This is a genomic window from Mycobacterium sp. SM3041 (assembly GCF_039668335.1).
GTDB lineage: Bacteria > Actinomycetota > Actinomycetes > Mycobacteriales > Mycobacteriaceae > Mycobacterium.
In genome coordinates, this window is the sequence record NZ_JAYXBQ010000055.1 from 19,190 (window position 1) to 36,559 (window position 17,370).

Consider the following 17,370-nt stretch of genomic DNA (forward strand, 5'->3'; position numbering starts at 1 on the left):
ATAGGCTCGGAGAGCTCATCGGAAACCAGCTCAGCAAGGAGCAGTCCATGACTCTCGAAGCAGTGGCGACGTCGTTCGAGCAGAACGTCGCCGACGTGCAGGAGTATTTCGACAGCCCGCGTTTCGACGGCATCACGCGGCTCTACACCGCGCGTCAGGTCGTCGAACAACGCGGCACCATCCCGTCGGACTATCCGGTGGCCCGGCAGGCCGCCGAAGCGTTCTATCCGCGGCTGCGCGAACTGTTCGCGCAGAAGAAGAGCATCACCACGTTCGGGCCGTATTCCCCCGGCCAGGCGGTGGTGATGAAGCGGATCGGCATCGAAGGCATCTACCTCGGTGGCTGGGCCACCTCGGCCAAGGGCTCCATCAGCGAGGACCCCGGGCCCGACCTGGCCAGCTACCCGCTGAGCCAGGTGCCCGACGAAGCCGCCGGGCTGGTGCGTGCGCTGCTGACCGCGGACCGCAACCAGCAGTACCTGCGCCTGCAGATGACCGAGGAACAGCGCGCAGCCACCCCCGCGATCGACTACCGGCCGTTCATCATCGCCGACGCCGACACCGGTCACGGTGGAGATGCCCACGTACGCAACCTGATTCGCCGTTTTGTCGAGTCGGGCGTGCCTGGTTACCACATCGAGGACCAGCGGCCCGGTACCAAGAAATGCGGTCACCAGGGTGGCAAGGTGCTGGTGCCGTCGGATGAACAGCTCAAGCGCCTCAACACCGCGCGCTTCCAGCTGGACATGATGGGTGTGCCGGGAATCATCGTCGCGCGCACCGACGCCGAGGCCGCGAACCTCATCGACAGCGCCGCCGATGAGCGTGACCAGCCGTTCCTGCTGGGCGCCACCAACCTCAACATCCCGTCCTACAAATCCTGTTTCCTGGCGATGGTGCGCCGCTTCCACGACAAGGGCGTCACCGACCTGCGCGGGCACCTGCTGTACGCGTTGCCCGAGGGCCAGTACGCGGCCGCCGACGCCTGGCTGGACAGCCACGGCATCGCGGGCCTCATCGACGAGGCGGCCGCGGCCTGGGACCAGAATTCCGGGCAGTCGGTCGACGCGGTATTCGACAAGGTCGAGTCGAAGTTCGTCGAGGCGTGGCAGGCGGATTCGGGCCTGAACACCTACTGCGAAGCCGTGGCCGAAGTGCTGCAGTTCCGGGCCAAGGAGGGTGAGGCCACCACGGTGAGCCCCGAGGAGTGGCGCAAGTTCGCGGCCCGCGCGTCGCTGTATGCGGCGCGGGAGAAGGCCCGTGAGCTGGGTGCCGACGTGGCGTGGGACTGTGAGCTCGCCAAGACCCCCGAGGGCTACTACCAGGTGCGCGGCGGCATCCCGTACGCGATCGCGAAATCCCTTGCGGCCGCGCCGTTCGCGGACATCCTGTGGATGGAGACGAAAACCGCGGACCTGGCCGACGCCCGGGAGTTCGCGGAGGCCATCCACGCCGAATTCCCGGACCAGATGCTGGCGTACAACCTGTCGCCGTCGTTCAACTGGGACACCACCGGCATGACCGATGACGAGATGCGGGCGTTCCCAGAGGAACTCGGCAAGATGGGGTTCGTCTTCAACTTCATCACCTACGGCGGCCACCAGGTGGACGGTGTGGCGTGCGAGGAGTTCGCGACATCCCTGCGGCAGGAGGGCATGCTGGCCCTGGCGCGCCTGCAACGCAAGATGCGGCTCGTCGAATCTCCCTACCGCACACCGCAAACGCTCGTGGGCGGTCCGCGCAGCGATGCCGCGCTGGCCGCGTCGTCGGGGCGGACCGCGACCACCAAGGCGATGGGTGCCGGCTCCACGCAACACCAGCACCTGGTCCAGACCGAGGTGCCCAAGAAGCTCCTCGAAGAGTGGCTGGCCATGTGGAGCGATCACTACCAGATCGGCGAGCAGCTGCACGTACAACTGCGGCCCCGCCGCGCCGGTTCCGACGTCCTGGATCTCGGCATCTACGGCAGCGGCGACGAGCCGCTGGCCAACGTCGTCGTCGACCCGATCAAGGACCGCTACGGCCGCAACATCCTCACGGTGCGCGACCAGAACACCTTCGCCGAGAAGCTGCGGCAGAAGCGCCTGATGGATCTGATCCACGTGTGGCTGATCCACCGGTTCAAGTCGGAGATCGTCTACTACGTGACGCCGACGGAGGACAACATCTACCAGACCGAGAAGATGAAGTCGCACGGCCTGTTCAGCAACGTCTATCAGGAGGTCGGCGAGATCATCGTCGCCGATGTCAACAAGGCGCGGATCGACGAACTGCTGGCGCCGGACCGCGAGGCCCTCGGCCGCTTGATCCGCAAGGAGGACTAGCCGGTCGGGTCGCCACGGTTTCACGCCTGAGCCGTGGCGACCGCCGGTTCCTCTTCTGCCGCGCCGAAAATCGCGATCGCGACCGCCCCGGCGACCGCGGTGGCGAAAGCGACCCCGACCAGCCATCCGAGTCCCGGCTTCGCCACATCGCCCAGCAGCAGGACGCCGACCACGCCGGGAATCACCGTCTCGCCCATGACGAGTGCGGCGGCCACGCCGTTCACCGAACCGATCTGCAGTGCGACGGTGAACAGGTAGAAGCCACCGCCGCCGGCGACCACCACCGCCCACGCCGCCGGGTCGGAGAGCAACGCATGCCATTCGAACGGGTCGAGCCCGTGGGTGATCCGGACCGCGACCGCCATGGCGCCGTACAGGATGCCGGCGATCAGCCCGGCCGGCACCGCGGCCTTCTTGCCGAGCACCCGAACGAGCACCACCCCGAAGACGAAGATGAGCGCCGATGCCGCCAGCACGCTCCAGTGCATGTGGCGGCCCGGTACCTCGGTGCCGAGTTCACCGGCGCTGAAGCCCAGAATGCACAGTGCCACAAGGACTGTCGCGATCGCGGACCAGTCCCGCGGGCGCAGGCGCACGCCGAGCACCAGCACGCTCAGGACGGCGGTCACCGCGAGGTTGGCGCTCATGATGGTCTGCGACAGGAACAGTGGGATCAGCCGCGCCGACACCAGGCTGCCGAGGAAGCCCAGCCCGTCCAGCAGCATGCCGGCGAGGAACAGCGGCGCCAGGATCGCCGTCACTGTCGACCGGAACGTCGGCGCGGTGTCGGCAGCTTCGCCGTCGCGACGAGCCGGGCGGGACTGCAGCACCGATGCCGTGCCATAGCTGAAGCAGGCAACGAGGGCGGCGAGGATGCCGATCAGCATGGTGCGGCTCCGGCTCCGGCGAACCGAGAATTGGCGGGCATCGGCCAATTGTAGGAAGCGGGCCGGGGTGGTCGTCTTCCTGCGCCGGCCGCGTGACGCCAAACCGAGACCTACCACTTACGTCAGGCACAGCTGATCCACAACCTGCTGCCGTTCCATGGTCGGACAGTCCGCCACGAACGGAGACGATCGATCATGAAACACACCAAGATGATTGCCGGCCTGGCGATCGCCGGCAGCCTCGGCGCCGGCCTGGCGACGCTGGGCACCGGCGTCGCCAGCGCCGACTGGGGTCCACCGCCACCCCCGCCCGGGCCCGGCTGGGGTCCACCGCCGCCGGACCACCACTGGGGCCCGCCGCCACCGGCATGGGGACCGCCGCCACCACCTGCTTGGGGGCCGCCACCGCCGCCCGGAAACCCGCCGGGCACCTGGAACGGCGGCTGGGAACCGGATGGCGGGGTGTGCCTGTTCGGCGCCTGCATCTGAGCAGGGCACCCGGAAACCGAAAGCCACCGCCTAAGGCGGGCACAGGCCATACATAGCTTGACTAACGAGAATGGCTACAGACCGAGAAACAGCGAGCGCCGCAACGTTGTTGCAGCAATCGATTGAGTCGAGGAATGGAGTAGATCATGAAATCGATAAAATTCATTGTTGGTTTGGCTGTCGCGAGCGGCGTTGTCGCCGGAGCCGTCGGGCTGGGTGCGGGTACCGCGAGTGCGGATACCGGCATGGCGCCGGTCCCGGCGCGCTGGGGTCACGGCCCGGGCTGGAACGGTCCGGGACCCGGACCCGGCTGGGGTCCGCCGCCCCCGCCGGCCTGGGGCTGGAACCCGCCGGGCACGTGGAACGGCGGCTGGGAGCCTGACGGCGGATTCTGCATCTTCGGCGCCTGCATCTAGCTCAGCCCGCTTGCGGACGCGGCGCGGGCAGCTCCAGCAGGAGCCTCGCGCCGCCGAGCGGACTCTGCGTCAAAGACGCTGTGCCACCATGCAGTTCGGCCTGCTGGGCAACCAGTGCCAGACCGAGACCCGAACCCGAATGTGACGCGGTGGACCCCCGCGCGAACCGGTGGAACACCGCGTCACGTTCGTGTTCCGGTACGCCGGTGCCATTGTCGTCGATGGCGATCTGCACGCCGTCGTGCGAGCTGACGGCCGACAGCTGCACCCGGGTCGCACCACCGTGTTTGACGGCGTTGGCGATTGCGTTGTCGACGACCAGCCGGAGCCCGACGGGCAGGCCCAGCATCAGCACCGTCGGGGACGGTACGAGGGCGACGTTGAGGTCGGGGTAGACGCGCACCGCGTCGTGGGCGGCCCGGTCGAGCAGCTCGGTGATGTCGACGGGCACGAGATCGTCGGCCGTGGTGAGCTCGCCCTGGGCGAGCCGTTCCAGCGCCGTCAGCGTCGCCTCGATCCGGCTCTGTGTGCGCATGACGTCGCCGATCACCTCGGCACGCTGCTCCGCCTCGAGATCGAGCGTGGACAGTACCTCGAGGTTGGTGCGCATCGCGGTCAGCGGGGTGCGCAGTTCGTGCGATGCCACCGAGGCGAAGTCGCGGGCCGACTCCAGAGCGGCCTTGGTGCGTGCCTGTTCCTCGCCGATGCGGGCCAACATGCCCTCGACCGCCTCGGCGATCTCCACGGCTTCCGAGACGCCCCGCACGTGGACTTCTTCGGGCTTGGACTGGGAGTTGATCTGCCGGGCCTGCTGAGCGAGCTTGCGGAACGGGTTGATCATCACGAACCACATCGAGCCGCCGACCACGAACGTGCCGAGAATGACGCCGCTACAGATGGCCAGGATGCGGATGTGCAGGTTGCGGATCTGACGCTGCGCCTCGGCCAGCGGTGCGCCGAGCGCGATCGACGCCGAACCCGTGGTGACGGTGCGGACCCGGTATTCGACGCCGTTGATCGTGGTGTTGGCATACCCGGCCTCGAACTGCGGCAGCACGATCTCCGGCGGCATCGAGACCGTGGCGGCGCCGATGCGGACGGTCTGCACCAGTGAGCCCTCGGATTGCGGCGTGCCGGTGGGCGTCTGCCGGGCGATGCTCAGCAGGGTGTTGACGTCGGGCAGGCTGCTCAGCGAGTCCAGCCGCCGATCGAGCTGGCTGTACTGGTCGTTGGTGACGCCGATCCACACCCAGGTTCCGATGATCAGCACCGTCGCGACCACCGACAACGCCGCGACGACGACGATGGCTCGCAACGACAAAGCCGGTATCGGTAATCGCAACTGCACCAAGTCATCATGCCCGATACGAAAAAGCGGACGGGGCGCGTGCCCCTGGCACACACCCCGTCCCTCGAAGAGCTGGTGTTACTTGGCGGCGGCCAGCGCCGCGTCGTAGTCCGGTTCCTGGGCGATCTCGGGCACCAGTTCGGTGTACACGACATTGCCGTCGGCGCCGATCACCACGATGGCGCGGGCGAGCAGGCCGGCCATCGGGCCGTCGGCGATGGTGACGCCGTAGTCCTCACCGAAGCTGTCCCGGAACGCCGACGCGGTGGTGACGTTCTCGATGCCCTCGGCACCGCAGAAACGCTTCTGGGCGAACGGCAGGTCCTTGGACACGTTCACGACGGTGGCGCCGTCGGCGGCCGCCCGCTCGTTGAACGTCCGCACGCTGGTGGCACACACCGGGGTGTCGACCGACGGAAAGATGTTGAACACCACGGACTTACCGCTGAACTGGTCGTTGGTCACCGGAGCCAGGTCAGCGCCGGTCAGGGCGAACGCCGGGGCCGCGGACCCGACAGCGGGCAGCTCGCCGACGGTGTTGATGGGGTTTCCACGCAGGGTTATCTGTGCCATACCCGACAGTCTGTCAAGACTGCGTCACGCGCGCAGCGCTGGGGTGCTGCTTGCCCGCTACTGCCTCGGATCGCAGTCAATATGTGGCTGAGATCCGAGGCGTAGACGGTTATCCACAGCCGGGCAACCCGGGGTCTGGTGCAGGCCCGCGCACTGCCGCGAAGATCGACGACGTGGATGACAAAGGCCGAGCCGCCGACGCGGAGATTGTCGCGATTCTCGGCCGTCAGGCAGGTGTCATTTCGCGGCGACAGGTGCTCGGCGCCGGCAGGCACGACGCCTACATCCGGCGCATGTCGCGGCGCAACGAATGGGCTCGTATGCACGACGGCGTGTACGTCGACCACACCGGATCGCCGAGTTGGCAGCAACGCGCCTGGGCTGCAGTGCTTTACGCCGCGCCGGCGGCACTGTGTCTGGAGTCGGCGATGCAGCACGAAGGCCCGGTCGTCCACGTCGCGGTTGAGCGGAACCGGACCGCGCTGGTCGAGCCCGACGGTGTTCGCATCCATCACGTTGCCCACTTGGACCAGCGGGTGCTGTGGCACGTGGGACCACCGCGGCTGCGCTACGAGGAGGCCGCACTGGATGTCGCCTGCCGGACCGCAGAATTCGATGCGATCGCCATCCTGGCGGACGCCTGCCAGTCCCGACGGACCACAGCACAGCGGCTGCTGGCAGTACTCGAGAGCCGACGGCGCGTGCCTCGCCGACGATGGCTACGGGCGATTCTGCTCGACATCTCCGAAGGCACGTGTTCGGTCCTCGAACAGCGCTACCTCGATCGCGTGGAGCGGGCGCACGGGTTACCCCGAGGCAGTCGTCAGAACAGGTCTTCGTCGTCGTCCGGTGTTCGATACCGCGACGTCGAGTACGGGAAGCGGCTGGTGGTAGAGCTCGATGGCCGGCTGTTCCACGACTCGGCGACCGCCCGGAACAACGACATCGAACGCGATCTGGATGCCGCGGTCGACGGCCGGTGGACGGTCCGACTCAGTTATCAGCAGGTATTCGACCGGCCATGTCAGACCGCAACGAAGATTGCACACGTGCTGCGTCGGCGTGGGATCCCGGTGCGTGGTCATCCGTGCGGACCCGGGTGCGGATATCCCGCCGCCGATATCGCCGCTTGACCCGAATCCGTGCGCTTACGCCTCGGATCACAGTCAGCAGGTGACTGCGATCCGAGGCGCTGTCGGGTGGTCGCAGCCGCTACTGCCACTCGATGATGCGGCTCAGGTACGGGTCCATGCCGTTGGTACGCACCGGGCCCACAGTGACGGAGGGCTCGGTGCCCTCGATCATCTGGCCGTTGCCCACGAACAGGGCGACGCTCTGCGAGCCGGCCGGGCCGTAGAACAGCAGGTCGCCCGGCAGGGCCTGGTCCGCGGTGATCTTCCGGCCGACCTTGTACTGCTCACCCGACGACCGCGGCAGCTTGATCCCGACGCCGGCGAACGCGTACTGAACGAGGCCGGACGCATCGAAGCCCGGCGTGGTCGGCGCCGGCGTGATGGCGCTCGCGGTCGGCGACTGGCCGAACAGACCCGACAGGCCCGGGATGAGCGTGTTGGTCTGCGGCGCCGCCGCCGGCTGCGCGACACCCATCGGCTGCAGGCCGACCTGCGGAGCCGGCTGAGCCACCGGCGCAGCCGCGGTCGTGACGCTGGCCGGAGGCAGGCTGGGGCCGTTGGCGTTGCCACCGCCGTAGACGAACGGCACACCGCGCTGCGACAGCGCGCGCTGGATGACGAAGTCGATGGCCTGTCGGTGGGTACCACCGGTCCAGGTGGTGTCGGCCGACGCGAGGGGCGCCGACACCAGCGGAGCCGCCACCGCCATGGGCGCCGCCAGCAGTGCCGCGCTCGCCACCGTCACAATGATCCGCCGCATCTCGGCCACCTCTCGTCGTGCGCCACCGGCACACGACGCTGCGTGGTCTACGCAGGGGTCGCGGCCCCGGTGGTCCCTCTCGTCACAAATTTCACTAACGTCACTTTTACCCCACACGCGCGCCTTACCCCACATAAATGCAGGTCAGCGCGCGATCTTTATCGAAAATGTGATCGAAAGGTGATCCACGGCGACCGATTTCAGCGCTGGCGGTGACCCGGGCCACTCCCGGTCGAAGGAGCCGGACGGCACCTCTAGGCTTGCGCCATGGCAGCGATCCTGACGGTGAATCTGGCGGTCCCCCGACCGAGCCCCGACAAGGATCAGCTGAGCACCGGAATCGACAAGCGCCCGACGTCCGAGCCGGTGCCCGTGCGAGCCCCCGGCCCCATGCACGGCGGTCTCGGCAGCGGTCTGGTCGGCGACACCATCGGCGACCAGCAGTTCCACGGCGGTGACGACCAGGCGGTGTACGCCTACGCCCGTGAAGACCTCGACGACTGGCAGGTCCGCCTCGACCGCGAGCTGGCCAACGGCTCGTTCGGCGAGAACCTCACCACCGCGGGGCTCGAGGTGAACGGCGCCGTCATCGGCGAACGCTGGCAGATCGGCGACGGCGGCCCGCTCCTGGAAGTGAGCCGGCCCCGCATCCCGTGCCGCACCTTCGCCGAGTGGCTCGAAATCCGGGGCTGGGTCAAGACTTTCACCGCCCAGGCCCTGCCCGGCGCCTACCTGCGCGTCGTGACGCCCGGGGTGCTGCGGGCCGGGGCATCGATCACGGTGGTCTCGCGTCCGCCGCACGACGTCACCGTCGCGACGGTGTTCCGCGCCCTGACCCTCGAGCCGGAGCTACTGCCGCGCCTGCTTCCGGCCGACGCGTTGCCGGAGGCCATCAAGGACCGCGTCCACCAGCGGGCGAACCAGCACTAATCGCGCAGCACGACGGCCGCCGCGAGTCCGGCGACGACCTGCAGCCCCACGATGACGGCGGCCACCGCCGACCACCCGGCGGTATCGAAGGCGATCCCGCCGACCCAACCGATGACGCTCGAACCCGCGTAGTACGCCAGGTTGTACAGTGAGCCGGCCTGCGCCTTGCCCACGGTGGCCAACTGGCCGGTCCAACCCGAGGCGGTGGCATGCGCGCCGAAGAACCCCGCGGTGGCGACCAGCAGGCCGGCGAGGACCGCGATCACGTTGTGGCTCAGGGTGATCACCACACCCAGCCCCATCACCGCGACGCTGCCCAGCAGCACCGGGCGCCGGCCGTACCGGCTGGCCGCGGCCCCGGCCCAGGCCGACGCCCAGGTGCCCGCCAGATAGGCCACGAACACCAGGCTGACGACGGTCTGCGGAAGGCCGAACGGCGCCGCGCTCAACCGGAAGCCGAGGAAGTTGTACATCGCGACGAACCCGCCCATCAGCAGGAAGCCCTGCAGATACAGCACCAGTTGCCTGGGGTTGCGCAGGTTGGCCGCCAATCGGTGCGCCAGGGAGCCCTCGGTCTCCTCGTCGGCCGGGACGAATCCCCGAGGTTCGGGGGCCAGTCGCATGAAGCCGACAGCTGCTGCGCTGCAGAGCAATCCGACGACGAACATGGCCCACCGCCAGTCGGTGAACTCGGCCACCGGGGCGGCCACCAGCCGGCCGAGCAATCCGCCGATGGTGGTGCCGGCGACGTAGGTACCCGCGGCCCGCGCGGCATGGCCGGCTTCGATCTCCTCGGTCAGGTAGGCCACCGCGATGGCCGGCACTCCCCCGAGTGCCAGGCCTTCGGCGAATCGTCCGGCCAGCAACAGCTGGAATGTCGGCGCGAACGGCACCAGCAGCGCCAAACCCGTTGCCACACAAACCGAGTAGGACATCGCGCGCACCCGGCCGATGCGGTCGGCCAGCGTCGACCAGCCGATCACCCCCAGCGCCAGACCGATCGTCGACGCCGACACCATGAGCGCCGAGGCCGCGGCACCGGTGTTCAGGCTGCGGGCGATCAGCGGCAGGACCGCCTGCGGCGAATACAGCTGCGCGAACGTCGCCACGCCGGCGCAGAACAGCGCGCCGAGCAGCCTGCGGTAGTCCGTGGAACCGCGCACATGGCCGGTCCAGACGGGCGCTTCAACAGTCACGAACGCAGGTTAGGAACCGCCCCGTTCATGTGTCCAATACATTAGTTTGAGTTGTTTCATACGTTTTGTGCATCAGATGCGGTGGTGCTGACCAGGTCGGCGAATCGCGCTGCAGCAGGCGACAATTCGCGACCCTTGACCCACGCCATGCCGATCTCGCGCTTGACCCTGGTGTCGGACAATGGGATGTAGATCACCGAGGGATCACCCCGGCCGGGCCGCGGTACCGGCACCACGGCGACGCCGAATCCCGCCGCGACCAAACCTTCCATCGTCGGAATCTCCATGGCTTCGAACGCGATTTCCGGCGTGATGCCGCTCTCGGCCCACACCTGATCCGTCAGCTGGCGCAGCCCGAAATCCGCCCCGAGCGCGATGAAGGTCTCGTCGGCCACCTCGCTCAGGCGTACGCGGGCGCGGCCCACCAGCCGGTGGTCGGCGGGCACCGCCAGGCACAACCGTTCGACATACAGAACCCGCCAGACGCACGGCACCTGCGTCGGCCGCGGGGACGTGATCGCGACGTCGGCCTGCCCGGTGCGCAGCCGCTCCGCGATGTCGTGCGCCGCGCCCTGGAACAGCTCGAAGCGCACCGCCGGAGCCCGTACTCGGAACTGCCGAAGCACCTCCGGCACAAACCAATTCGCGGTCGAATGCAGAAAAGCCAACCGGACCAGGCCGCTGTCCGGATCCAGCAACGCCGCGATCCGGCTCTGTGCCGCATCCATCTCGGCAATGCCGCGGCGCGCATGTTCGAGCATGATCCGCCCGTACCCGTTCAGGCGCAGCCGCCGGCCGGTGCGGTCGAAAAGCGGTGTGCCCACTTCGTTTTCCAGCCGGGCCAGGGCCCGCGACAGCGTCGGCTGTGCGACACCCAATTCGGCGGCGGCAGCGGTGACGTGCTCGGTCTCGGCCAGGACGACGAACCAGCGGAGTTCATCGAGGAGCACGAAAAGCACAGTACCCCGTGCGCCCGAGGGCCCACGGGGTACTGAGTCGGGTTCCGACTAGATGTCGAACCGGTCGGCGTTCATCACCTTGGTCCACGCCGCGACGAAGTCCTTGACGAACTTCTCCTTGTTGTCGTCCTCCGCGTAGACCTCGGCCAGTGCCCGCAGCTGCGAGTTCGAGCCGAACAGCAGGTCGACCCGGCTGGCGGTCCACTTCGGCGCGCCGCTGCTGCGGTCGGTGCCGACGTAGGTGCCGTCATCGGCCGGCGACGGGGCCCACTTGGTGGACATGTCGAGCAGGTTGACGAAGAAGTCGTTCGTCAGCTTGCCCTTGTCGGCCGTCAGCACACCGAGGTCCGAACCGCCGTGGTTGGCGCCCAGCGCGCGCAGACCACCGATGAGCACGGTCAGCTCCGGCGCCGTCAGCCCCAGCAGGTTGGCGCGGTCGATCAGCCGGTACTCGGACGGCAGGGTGTCGCCCTTGCCGACGAAGTTCCGGAAACCGTCGCCCTTCGGCTCCAGGTAGGCGAACGACTCGACGTCGGTCTGATCCTGGCTGGCGTCGCCGCGACCCGAGGTGAACGGCACCGCGACGTCGAAACCGGCGTCCTTGATGGCCTTTTCGAGGCCGACGACACCGCCGAGGACCACCAGGTCGGCGAACGACACACCGGTCGGCGACGCCTGCTGGATTTCCTCCAGCTTGCGGATCACCTGCGCCAGCTCATCGGGCTCGTTGACCTCCCAGCCGAGCTGCGGCTGCAGCCGGATGCGGCCACCGTTGGCGCCACCGCGCATGTCACTGGAGCGGAACGAGGCCGCCGCCTTCCACGCGGTGTTGACCAGCTGCTGCACCGACAGACCCGACTCGGCGATGGCGGTCTTGAGCGAGGCGACGTCGGCCTCGGACAGCGTCTTGCCGGCCGGGGTGATGTCCTGCCACAGCCACGTCTGCTTCGGCACCAGCGGGCCGAGGTAGCGCACCACCGGACCCATGTCGCGGTGCAGCAGCTTGAACCACGCCTTGGCGAACTCCTCGGCCAGCTCCTCCGGGTGGTCGAGCCAGCGGCGGGTGATCTCGCCGTAGATCGGATCGAAGCGCATCGACAGGTCGGTGGTCAGCATCGACGGGTGGGTCTTGCCGGTGCCCTGTGCCATCGGCACCGAGTTGGCCCAGCCGCCGTCCTTGGGCTTCCACTGGTTGGCACCCTGCGGGCTCTTGGTCAGCTCCCACTCGTTGCTGTAAAGGATCTCCAGGAACGAGTTGTCCCACTTGGTCGGGGTGTGGGTCCAGGTCACCTCGAGACCGCTGCTGACGGCCTCGTTGCCGACGCCGGGGTTGGCCCAGCCCAGACCCATCTGCTCCAGCGGGGCGGCCTCGGGCTCCACGCCGTTCTCGATGTCGGTGGCACCGTGGGTCTTGCCGAAGGTGTGGCCACCGACGATGAGGGCGGCGGTCTCGACGTCGTTCATCGCCATGCGGCCGAAGGTCTCACGGATGTCGATGGCAGCGGCCAGGTAATCCGGATTGCCTTCGGGGCCTTCGGGATTGACGTAGATCAGACCCATGTGGCTGGCGGCCAGCGGGTTCTCCAGCTTGGTGCGGTCGGTACCGGCGTAGCGGTCCTGCGAACCCAGCCACTCGTGCTCGGAACCCCAGTAGATGTCCTCCTCGGGCTCCCAGTAATCCGGGCGACCGAAAGCGAAACCGGCGGTCTTGAAGCCCATGTGCTCCATGGCGCGGTTGCCCGCGTAGACGATGAGGTCCGACCAGGAGATGTTCTTGCCGTACTTCTTCTTCAGCGGCCACAGCAGACGACGGGCCTTGTCCAGGCTGACGTTGTCGGGCCAGCTGTTCAGCGGGGCGAAGCGCTGCATGCCCCGGCCGCCGCCGCCGCGGCCGTCCTCGACGCGGTAGGTGCCGGCGGCGTGCCACGACATGCGGACGAACAGCGGACCGTAGTGGCCGAAGTCGGCGGGCCACCATTCCTGCGAGTTGGTCAGCAGCTCGTCGAAGTCGCGTTGGAAGGCCTCGAAGTCGAGGTTCTTGACGGCCTCGCGGTAGTCGTAATCCTCGTCCGTGGGATCGATGGCCGGCGGGTTCTTCTGCAAAATCTTGAGGTTGACGGCGTTGGGCCACCAGTCCCGGTTGCTACCACCCTCGACAGGCGGCTTGATGCGCATCGGGCAACCGCTTTCGGCAGGCTCGGTCTGTGCTTCTCCGATCGGAGGGTGAGTTTCCTCAGGCACTGCACTTCCTTTCGAGGGTGGTGAATTGTGCTGCGATCACGGATGTGATCGCGAAGTTGTGGCTGCCGCGCAGTCGGGGCACACACCCCAGTAGATGACCTCGGCCTCGTCGACGACGAAACCGTCGAGCACGCCGTGGGTGTCCGACGGGGTCAGGCAGGGCGCTTCGCCGGTGGCGCAGTCGATGTCGGCGATGGCGCCGCACGAACGGCACACGACGTGGTGGTGGTTGTCGCCGACGCGGGTCTCGTACCGGGCCACCGAACCCGAAGGCTGGATGCGACGGATGAGCCCCGCGGTGGTGAGTGCGGCCAGCACGTCGTAGACCGCCTGACGGGAGACGTCGGGCAGGATCGCGCGGACCGCGTCGAAGACACTTTCGGTGTCGGCATGCGGACGTCCCGCCACCACCTCCAGGACTGCGAGGCGGGGCCGTGTCACACGGAGATCTGCGGAACGCAGCTGCTCCGTGTAGTCGGTCGTCACGTGTTCACTTCTACGCGCTTTTTTGGACTGAGTCAAGACTTTGGCGTGATGTGTGTCACGCGAATTCACTGAGGGAAACCGGCGACGATGCCATTCGCAGAGGTCAAAGCCGTTGTTCCGCAGACACTTTAGGCGACCCGCCGCGCGCCCGCAGGGAATTCGCCCGAACCGGCGAATCGCCGCGTTCAGTTCGCGGGGCGATTCAGCATCCGAGGCTGAACGTATGCACAGAGTTTGCCGACGGCCGCCGAATCCGCGCGGCGCGATTGTTAATCTGCTGCATATGCGACGCAGCGTGACAGGCCACCCGGTTCGCCGGCCGGCTGACGCGGGAGACCACCGGGTACCCGCATGACCGCTGCCGGACAGAATCACTATTACTGGCTCACCTCGCTGCTCGCCGTCCGCGGCCTGCAGACCCGAACCTGCCGGGTGATCGCCGCGCTCAACGCGGTGCTCGGCATGGTTCCCGTGGTGCTGATGCTCAGCCCCGCGGGCCCCCATGGCCCGGTACGCCAGGCGATCGCCATCGCGGTCGGCGCCTGTGCGCTCGGCGTCGGCGCCGTCTGGCTGCGCCATTCCTGGCCCTCGCAGCGGTTCTCGGCGATCTCGGTGACGCTCGGCGCGATCCCGATGAGCGCGGCCTGCCTGATCATGACGGACCCGATGCTCGGGCTGCTGGCCACCAGCGCGTTCATCTTCTCCAGCGGTTATGTGGCCTTCCTGCACCGCCCCAGCGTGCTCGCCGGTCCCTGGGTGCTCGGCGGGCTCACGCTGGGATACCTGGGCGTCCGGGTCGGGTCCGAAGACCCCGCGCTGGCGGCGTGCGCCGTCCTGATCATCGCGCTGCTCAACGTCTTCGTGTTCTTCACGTGCCGCGTCGCGATCGGGCTCAGCTCGACCGACATCCACCACAGCGAGATCGAACCGCTGACCGGGCTGCTCAACACCGACGGGCTGTACTCGCGCGCCGCGAACCTGCTCGCCGCCCGCAACCGGCAGGACGACCGTCACATGGTGCTCGCGGTCGTCAGCATCGACAGCTTTCCGCTGCTGTCCTCGATGTCCGGCCAGCGGCGCGCCAACCGGGCCCGTATCGACGTCAGCCAGGCCCTGCGGGAAACGGTGCGCCGCAACGCCATCGCCGCGCACATCTCCGACAGCGACTTCATCGTCGCGGACACCTTCACCAGTCCCGACGCCTCGCCGCTGATCGACCGCGTGCAGGGCGCCATGAAGTCGACGCCGTCCCGGGTGACCGCGAGCATCGGCGTGGTGTGCACCCCGCTGGCGCCGCTGACGGTGCACCCGCCCGAGATCGTCATCGACGCCCTGCTGGCGGCAGCCGCCGAAGCCATGGAACGCGCCCGCGAGGACGGCGGCAACGACGTCCGCTACGACGTGCGGGACGACCTGCCGATCAACGAGTAGGCAGCTCGGCGCGAATCCGCGGTGCGATGAGGCCTGCCAGGTAGTCGTGTCCGGCGTCGGTCGGGTGGACGCCGTCGGGCGCGATGAGGTCCGGACGGTCGACGAACCACCGCTCGGCGATCGGGTCGACGAACGTGGCACCGGCCATCCCGGCCTGCATGCCGAGCACGTCGCGGATCTGCAGCACCGCCGGCGGTACGTCGGCCGTCGGCCAGGGCGGCCCGATCACCAGCAGCTTGGCACCGGGCGCCGTCGCCCGCGCCTGGGCGAAGGCGTCGTGCGCCATCCCCGACAGCTGCACGAGGTCGGCGCCCTGGTCATTACGGGAGCCGAAGAACACCACGAGGGCGTCGTCCGGCCGCACGGCGCGCCTGGTCAGGTCCAGGAAGATGCTGCCGTGGTCGCCGCGCACGACGTAACCGGCCCGGCCCTCGGCGGCGACGTCGGCCGTGATCGGGGCACCCCAGGCATCGAGGTTGCGACCCGCCTGCGCCGTCCAGCTCCGGGGGCCCTGGCCGCCGAAGTTGGTGCCGTTGGTGTACGAGTCGCTGATCACCGCGACGCGTTCGGGCATCCCCGGGCGCACGTTCCGGTACGCGTGTGCCGGACCGGGCGCGCTCACCACGGACACCGCACACAGCGCAGCGGTCAGCAACAAGGTGGTCAGATGGCGCACGGGTCTCCCATGATGAGTCGGTACTACGGCGTAGTGCGGTCAGCCTGCGCGTTCGGCGGGCTCTTCGTCGTCAGATATCGCCTGGAGTTTACGTTGTGTTACAACAGCTTTCGAGCCATCTGCCGGCCCGACCATGCGCCGCATCCAGTGCCGCGCCGGCTCTTCGACGTAGTGGAACAGCAGCACGGCACCGGCGAACGAGCCGGCCAGCAGCGCCAGCACGATGAACTTGGTGCCCCAACTCGGCAACATCTCGATGCGGTACTGCGCCGCGGCCCAGTTCCAGCCCTGATGCACGAGTTCGTGGACCATGTACAGGCCGAACGACACCTTGCCGCCGTAGACCATGACGCGGGTCGACAACAATGCGGGCAGGGTGCCGGTGCCGACCGAAAGGGCCACCACCAACGGCAGGAAGAAGACGTCGACGAGGCCGAAGTCGTCACGGATGGTCGGGATCGGATGTGCGTCGAACCAGTACACGAGGCCCACGATGACGGCCAGCAGCACCACCGACAGCACCCCCGCGACCGTGCGGCCCCGGTCGGTCAGGTTCAGCTTGCGGACGGCGGCACACGCCAGGGCGCCCGCGGTGAACTGCAGGACGATGCGCGGCAGCCAGCTCCACGGCGTGTAGAACTCGCCCGTGGCGGCCAGGAACAGCAGCGGCGGCAGCGTCACGGCGAACGCCAGCCACAGCAGGGTCCGCGCCCGGCTCACCCGGGCCACCCGGAACAGCACGATGACCAGCAACCCGAACAGCAGGTAGGCCAGCCATTCCGCGCTGATCGACCAGGCCGGGCCGTCCCAGCTGGAGTTGTCGAAGTACGGCACCACCCACAGCTGGACCAGGAACAGCTGACGCAGGTAGTTGGGGCCGGTGAGGGTGGCCGCCTCCGGCGACGGGAAGTCGCCGACGTTGAGCGTGAAGATGATCCAGGCCACCGCGAGATGCATGGTGACCAGGTAGACGGGCCAGACCCGGGCCAGGCGGAGCCACAGGAAATGCAGCGTCGCCCGTGTCGACCACGCCGGCCCCATGCGCTCGAGGTAGTTCCAGGTGAGGACGAATCCGCTGAGGATGAAGAACAGATCGACGCCCTGCGCGCCGCAGTCGAGGATCGGGGCGAGGGCGTCGCTCAGGGGCGGTGACGCCTGCTTCAACAGCGGACGGAAATGGAACAGCACCACCCACACTGCGGCGACGATGCGCAGGCCGGACAGTGCCTTGATTTCACCGCTCGGCACCACACTCATGACGGGAAAAGGGTAACAGCGGCGAAGACCCGGGTCCTGATGGGAAACCTGTGACTTTTCTTGGATGACACTCCCGAGCGCGTGATTCCGGGCCGAAATGCATTTCCCCACAGAATGGCGTGTCCGGCCGTAACTCTGCTCACAGAATCCAATCGAGGAGTGCGGGAGGCTGGAATATCCGGCCACTCAGGAGCATTCTGTAGACATGCTAATTAGGCGGAAATTCACGACATCGGCGGTCGCCGCGGTGGCCGCCACAGCAGC

At 68.0% G+C, this 17,370-nt stretch carries 16 protein-coding genes; 6 read left to right on the forward strand and 10 right to left on the reverse strand.

Translation table 11 applies throughout. The features are described 5' to 3' along the window. Positions 1-47: 47 nt before the first annotated feature. Positions 48-2,324 carry an isocitrate lyase family protein gene (aceA, locus tag VXD91_RS19870; protein ID WP_212811364.1) on the forward strand — a complete coding sequence of 759 codons (2,277 nt, stop codon included), beginning with the start codon at positions 48-50 and terminating at the stop codon, positions 2,322-2,324. 20 nt (positions 2,325-2,344) lie between these two features. Here aceA and VXD91_RS19875 read toward each other — a convergent pair whose 3' ends face one another. Further along, on the reverse strand, positions 2,345-3,211 hold the full coding sequence (locus VXD91_RS19875) for a hypothetical protein (protein WP_346416194.1): 867 nt from the start codon (positions 3,209-3,211) through the stop codon (positions 2,345-2,347). Between the two features lie 195 nt (positions 3,212-3,406). Here VXD91_RS19875 and VXD91_RS19880 point away from each other — a divergent pair, with 195 nt between their 5' ends. Further along, the gene (locus VXD91_RS19880; protein WP_346416195.1) at positions 3,407-3,700 is read left to right on the forward strand and encodes a hypothetical protein; all 294 of its coding nucleotides are present in this window, start codon (positions 3,407-3,409) and stop codon (positions 3,698-3,700) included. A 173-nt stretch (positions 3,701-3,873) separates the two neighbouring features. Then, positions 3,874-4,116 carry a hypothetical protein gene (locus tag VXD91_RS19885; RefSeq protein WP_318984992.1) on the forward strand — a complete coding sequence of 81 codons (243 nt, stop codon included), beginning with the start codon at positions 3,874-3,876 and terminating at the stop codon, positions 4,114-4,116. A gap of 1 nt (position 4,117) precedes the next feature. Here VXD91_RS19885 and VXD91_RS19890 read toward each other — a convergent pair whose 3' ends face one another. Then, positions 4,118-5,464, reverse strand: coding sequence for a HAMP domain-containing sensor histidine kinase (locus tag VXD91_RS19890; RefSeq protein WP_318984991.1), 1,347 nt, complete (start codon positions 5,462-5,464; stop codon positions 4,118-4,120). 78 nt (positions 5,465-5,542) lie between these two features. Beyond that, the gene (gene tpx, locus VXD91_RS19895) at positions 5,543-6,037 is read right to left on the reverse strand and encodes a thiol peroxidase (RefSeq protein ID WP_212811359.1); all 495 of its coding nucleotides are present in this window, start codon (positions 6,035-6,037) and stop codon (positions 5,543-5,545) included. 173 nt (positions 6,038-6,210) lie between these two features. Between tpx and VXD91_RS19900 the strand changes: the two genes are divergently transcribed. Continuing rightward, positions 6,211-7,170: a type IV toxin-antitoxin system AbiEi family antitoxin domain-containing protein gene (locus VXD91_RS19900; protein ID WP_346416196.1), complete on the forward strand. Its 960-nt coding sequence runs from the start codon at positions 6,211-6,213 to the stop codon at positions 7,168-7,170. Positions 7,171-7,249: 79 nt separating this feature from the next. On the opposite strand, the gene ripD is transcribed toward VXD91_RS19900, so the two are convergent. Then, positions 7,250-7,930, reverse strand: a complete 681-nt coding sequence (gene ripD / locus VXD91_RS19905; protein ID WP_212811358.1) for an NlpC/P60 family peptidoglycan-binding protein RipD — start codon at positions 7,928-7,930, stop codon at positions 7,250-7,252. A gap of 267 nt (positions 7,931-8,197) precedes the next feature. Between ripD and VXD91_RS19910 the strand changes: the two genes are divergently transcribed. Continuing rightward, entirely contained in the window at positions 8,198-8,860 is a 663-nt protein-coding gene (locus VXD91_RS19910; RefSeq protein ID WP_346416197.1) for an MOSC domain-containing protein, read from the forward strand. Here VXD91_RS19910 and VXD91_RS19915 read toward each other — a convergent pair. The 4 genes from VXD91_RS19915 to VXD91_RS19930 all read right to left on the reverse strand — a co-directional run bounded on the left by VXD91_RS19915 (position 8,857) and on the right by VXD91_RS19930 (position 13,742). Further along, complete coding sequence (locus tag VXD91_RS19915) at positions 8,857-10,056, reverse strand: MFS transporter (RefSeq protein ID WP_346416198.1); 1,200 nt, start codon at positions 10,054-10,056, stop codon at positions 8,857-8,859. The two genes, VXD91_RS19910 and VXD91_RS19915, sit on opposite strands and share 4 nt — an antisense overlap. 56 nt (positions 10,057-10,112) lie before the next feature. Further along, entirely contained in the window at positions 10,113-11,006 is an 894-nt protein-coding gene (locus VXD91_RS19920) for a LysR family transcriptional regulator (RefSeq protein WP_346416199.1), read from the reverse strand. Between the two features lie 57 nt (positions 11,007-11,063). Beyond that, positions 11,064-13,190, reverse strand: coding sequence for a catalase/peroxidase HPI (gene katG / locus VXD91_RS19925; RefSeq protein ID WP_346416200.1), 2,127 nt, complete (start codon positions 13,188-13,190; stop codon positions 11,064-11,066). Positions 13,191-13,292: 102 nt separating this feature from the next. Then, positions 13,293-13,742 carry a Fur family transcriptional regulator gene (locus VXD91_RS19930; RefSeq protein ID WP_212811353.1) on the reverse strand — a complete coding sequence of 150 codons (450 nt, stop codon included), beginning with the start codon at positions 13,740-13,742 and terminating at the stop codon, positions 13,293-13,295. A gap of 351 nt (positions 13,743-14,093) precedes the next feature. On the opposite strand from VXD91_RS19930, the gene VXD91_RS19935 reads away from it, so the two are divergent. Further along, the gene (locus tag VXD91_RS19935; protein ID WP_212811352.1) at positions 14,094-15,173 is read left to right on the forward strand and encodes a GGDEF domain-containing protein; all 1,080 of its coding nucleotides are present in this window, start codon (positions 14,094-14,096) and stop codon (positions 15,171-15,173) included. Here VXD91_RS19935 and VXD91_RS19940 read toward each other — a convergent pair. Together VXD91_RS19940 and VXD91_RS19945 are read right to left on the reverse strand one after the other, a co-directional pair. Beyond that, positions 15,163-15,849, reverse strand: coding sequence for a GDSL lipase (locus VXD91_RS19940; protein ID WP_212811351.1), 687 nt, complete (start codon positions 15,847-15,849; stop codon positions 15,163-15,165). The genes VXD91_RS19935 and VXD91_RS19940 overlap by 11 nt on opposite strands. 39 nt (positions 15,850-15,888) lie before the next feature. Further along, complete coding sequence (locus VXD91_RS19945; protein ID WP_318984984.1) at positions 15,889-17,106, reverse strand: acyltransferase; 1,218 nt, start codon at positions 17,104-17,106, stop codon at positions 15,889-15,891. Positions 17,107-17,370 lie beyond the last annotated feature (264 nt).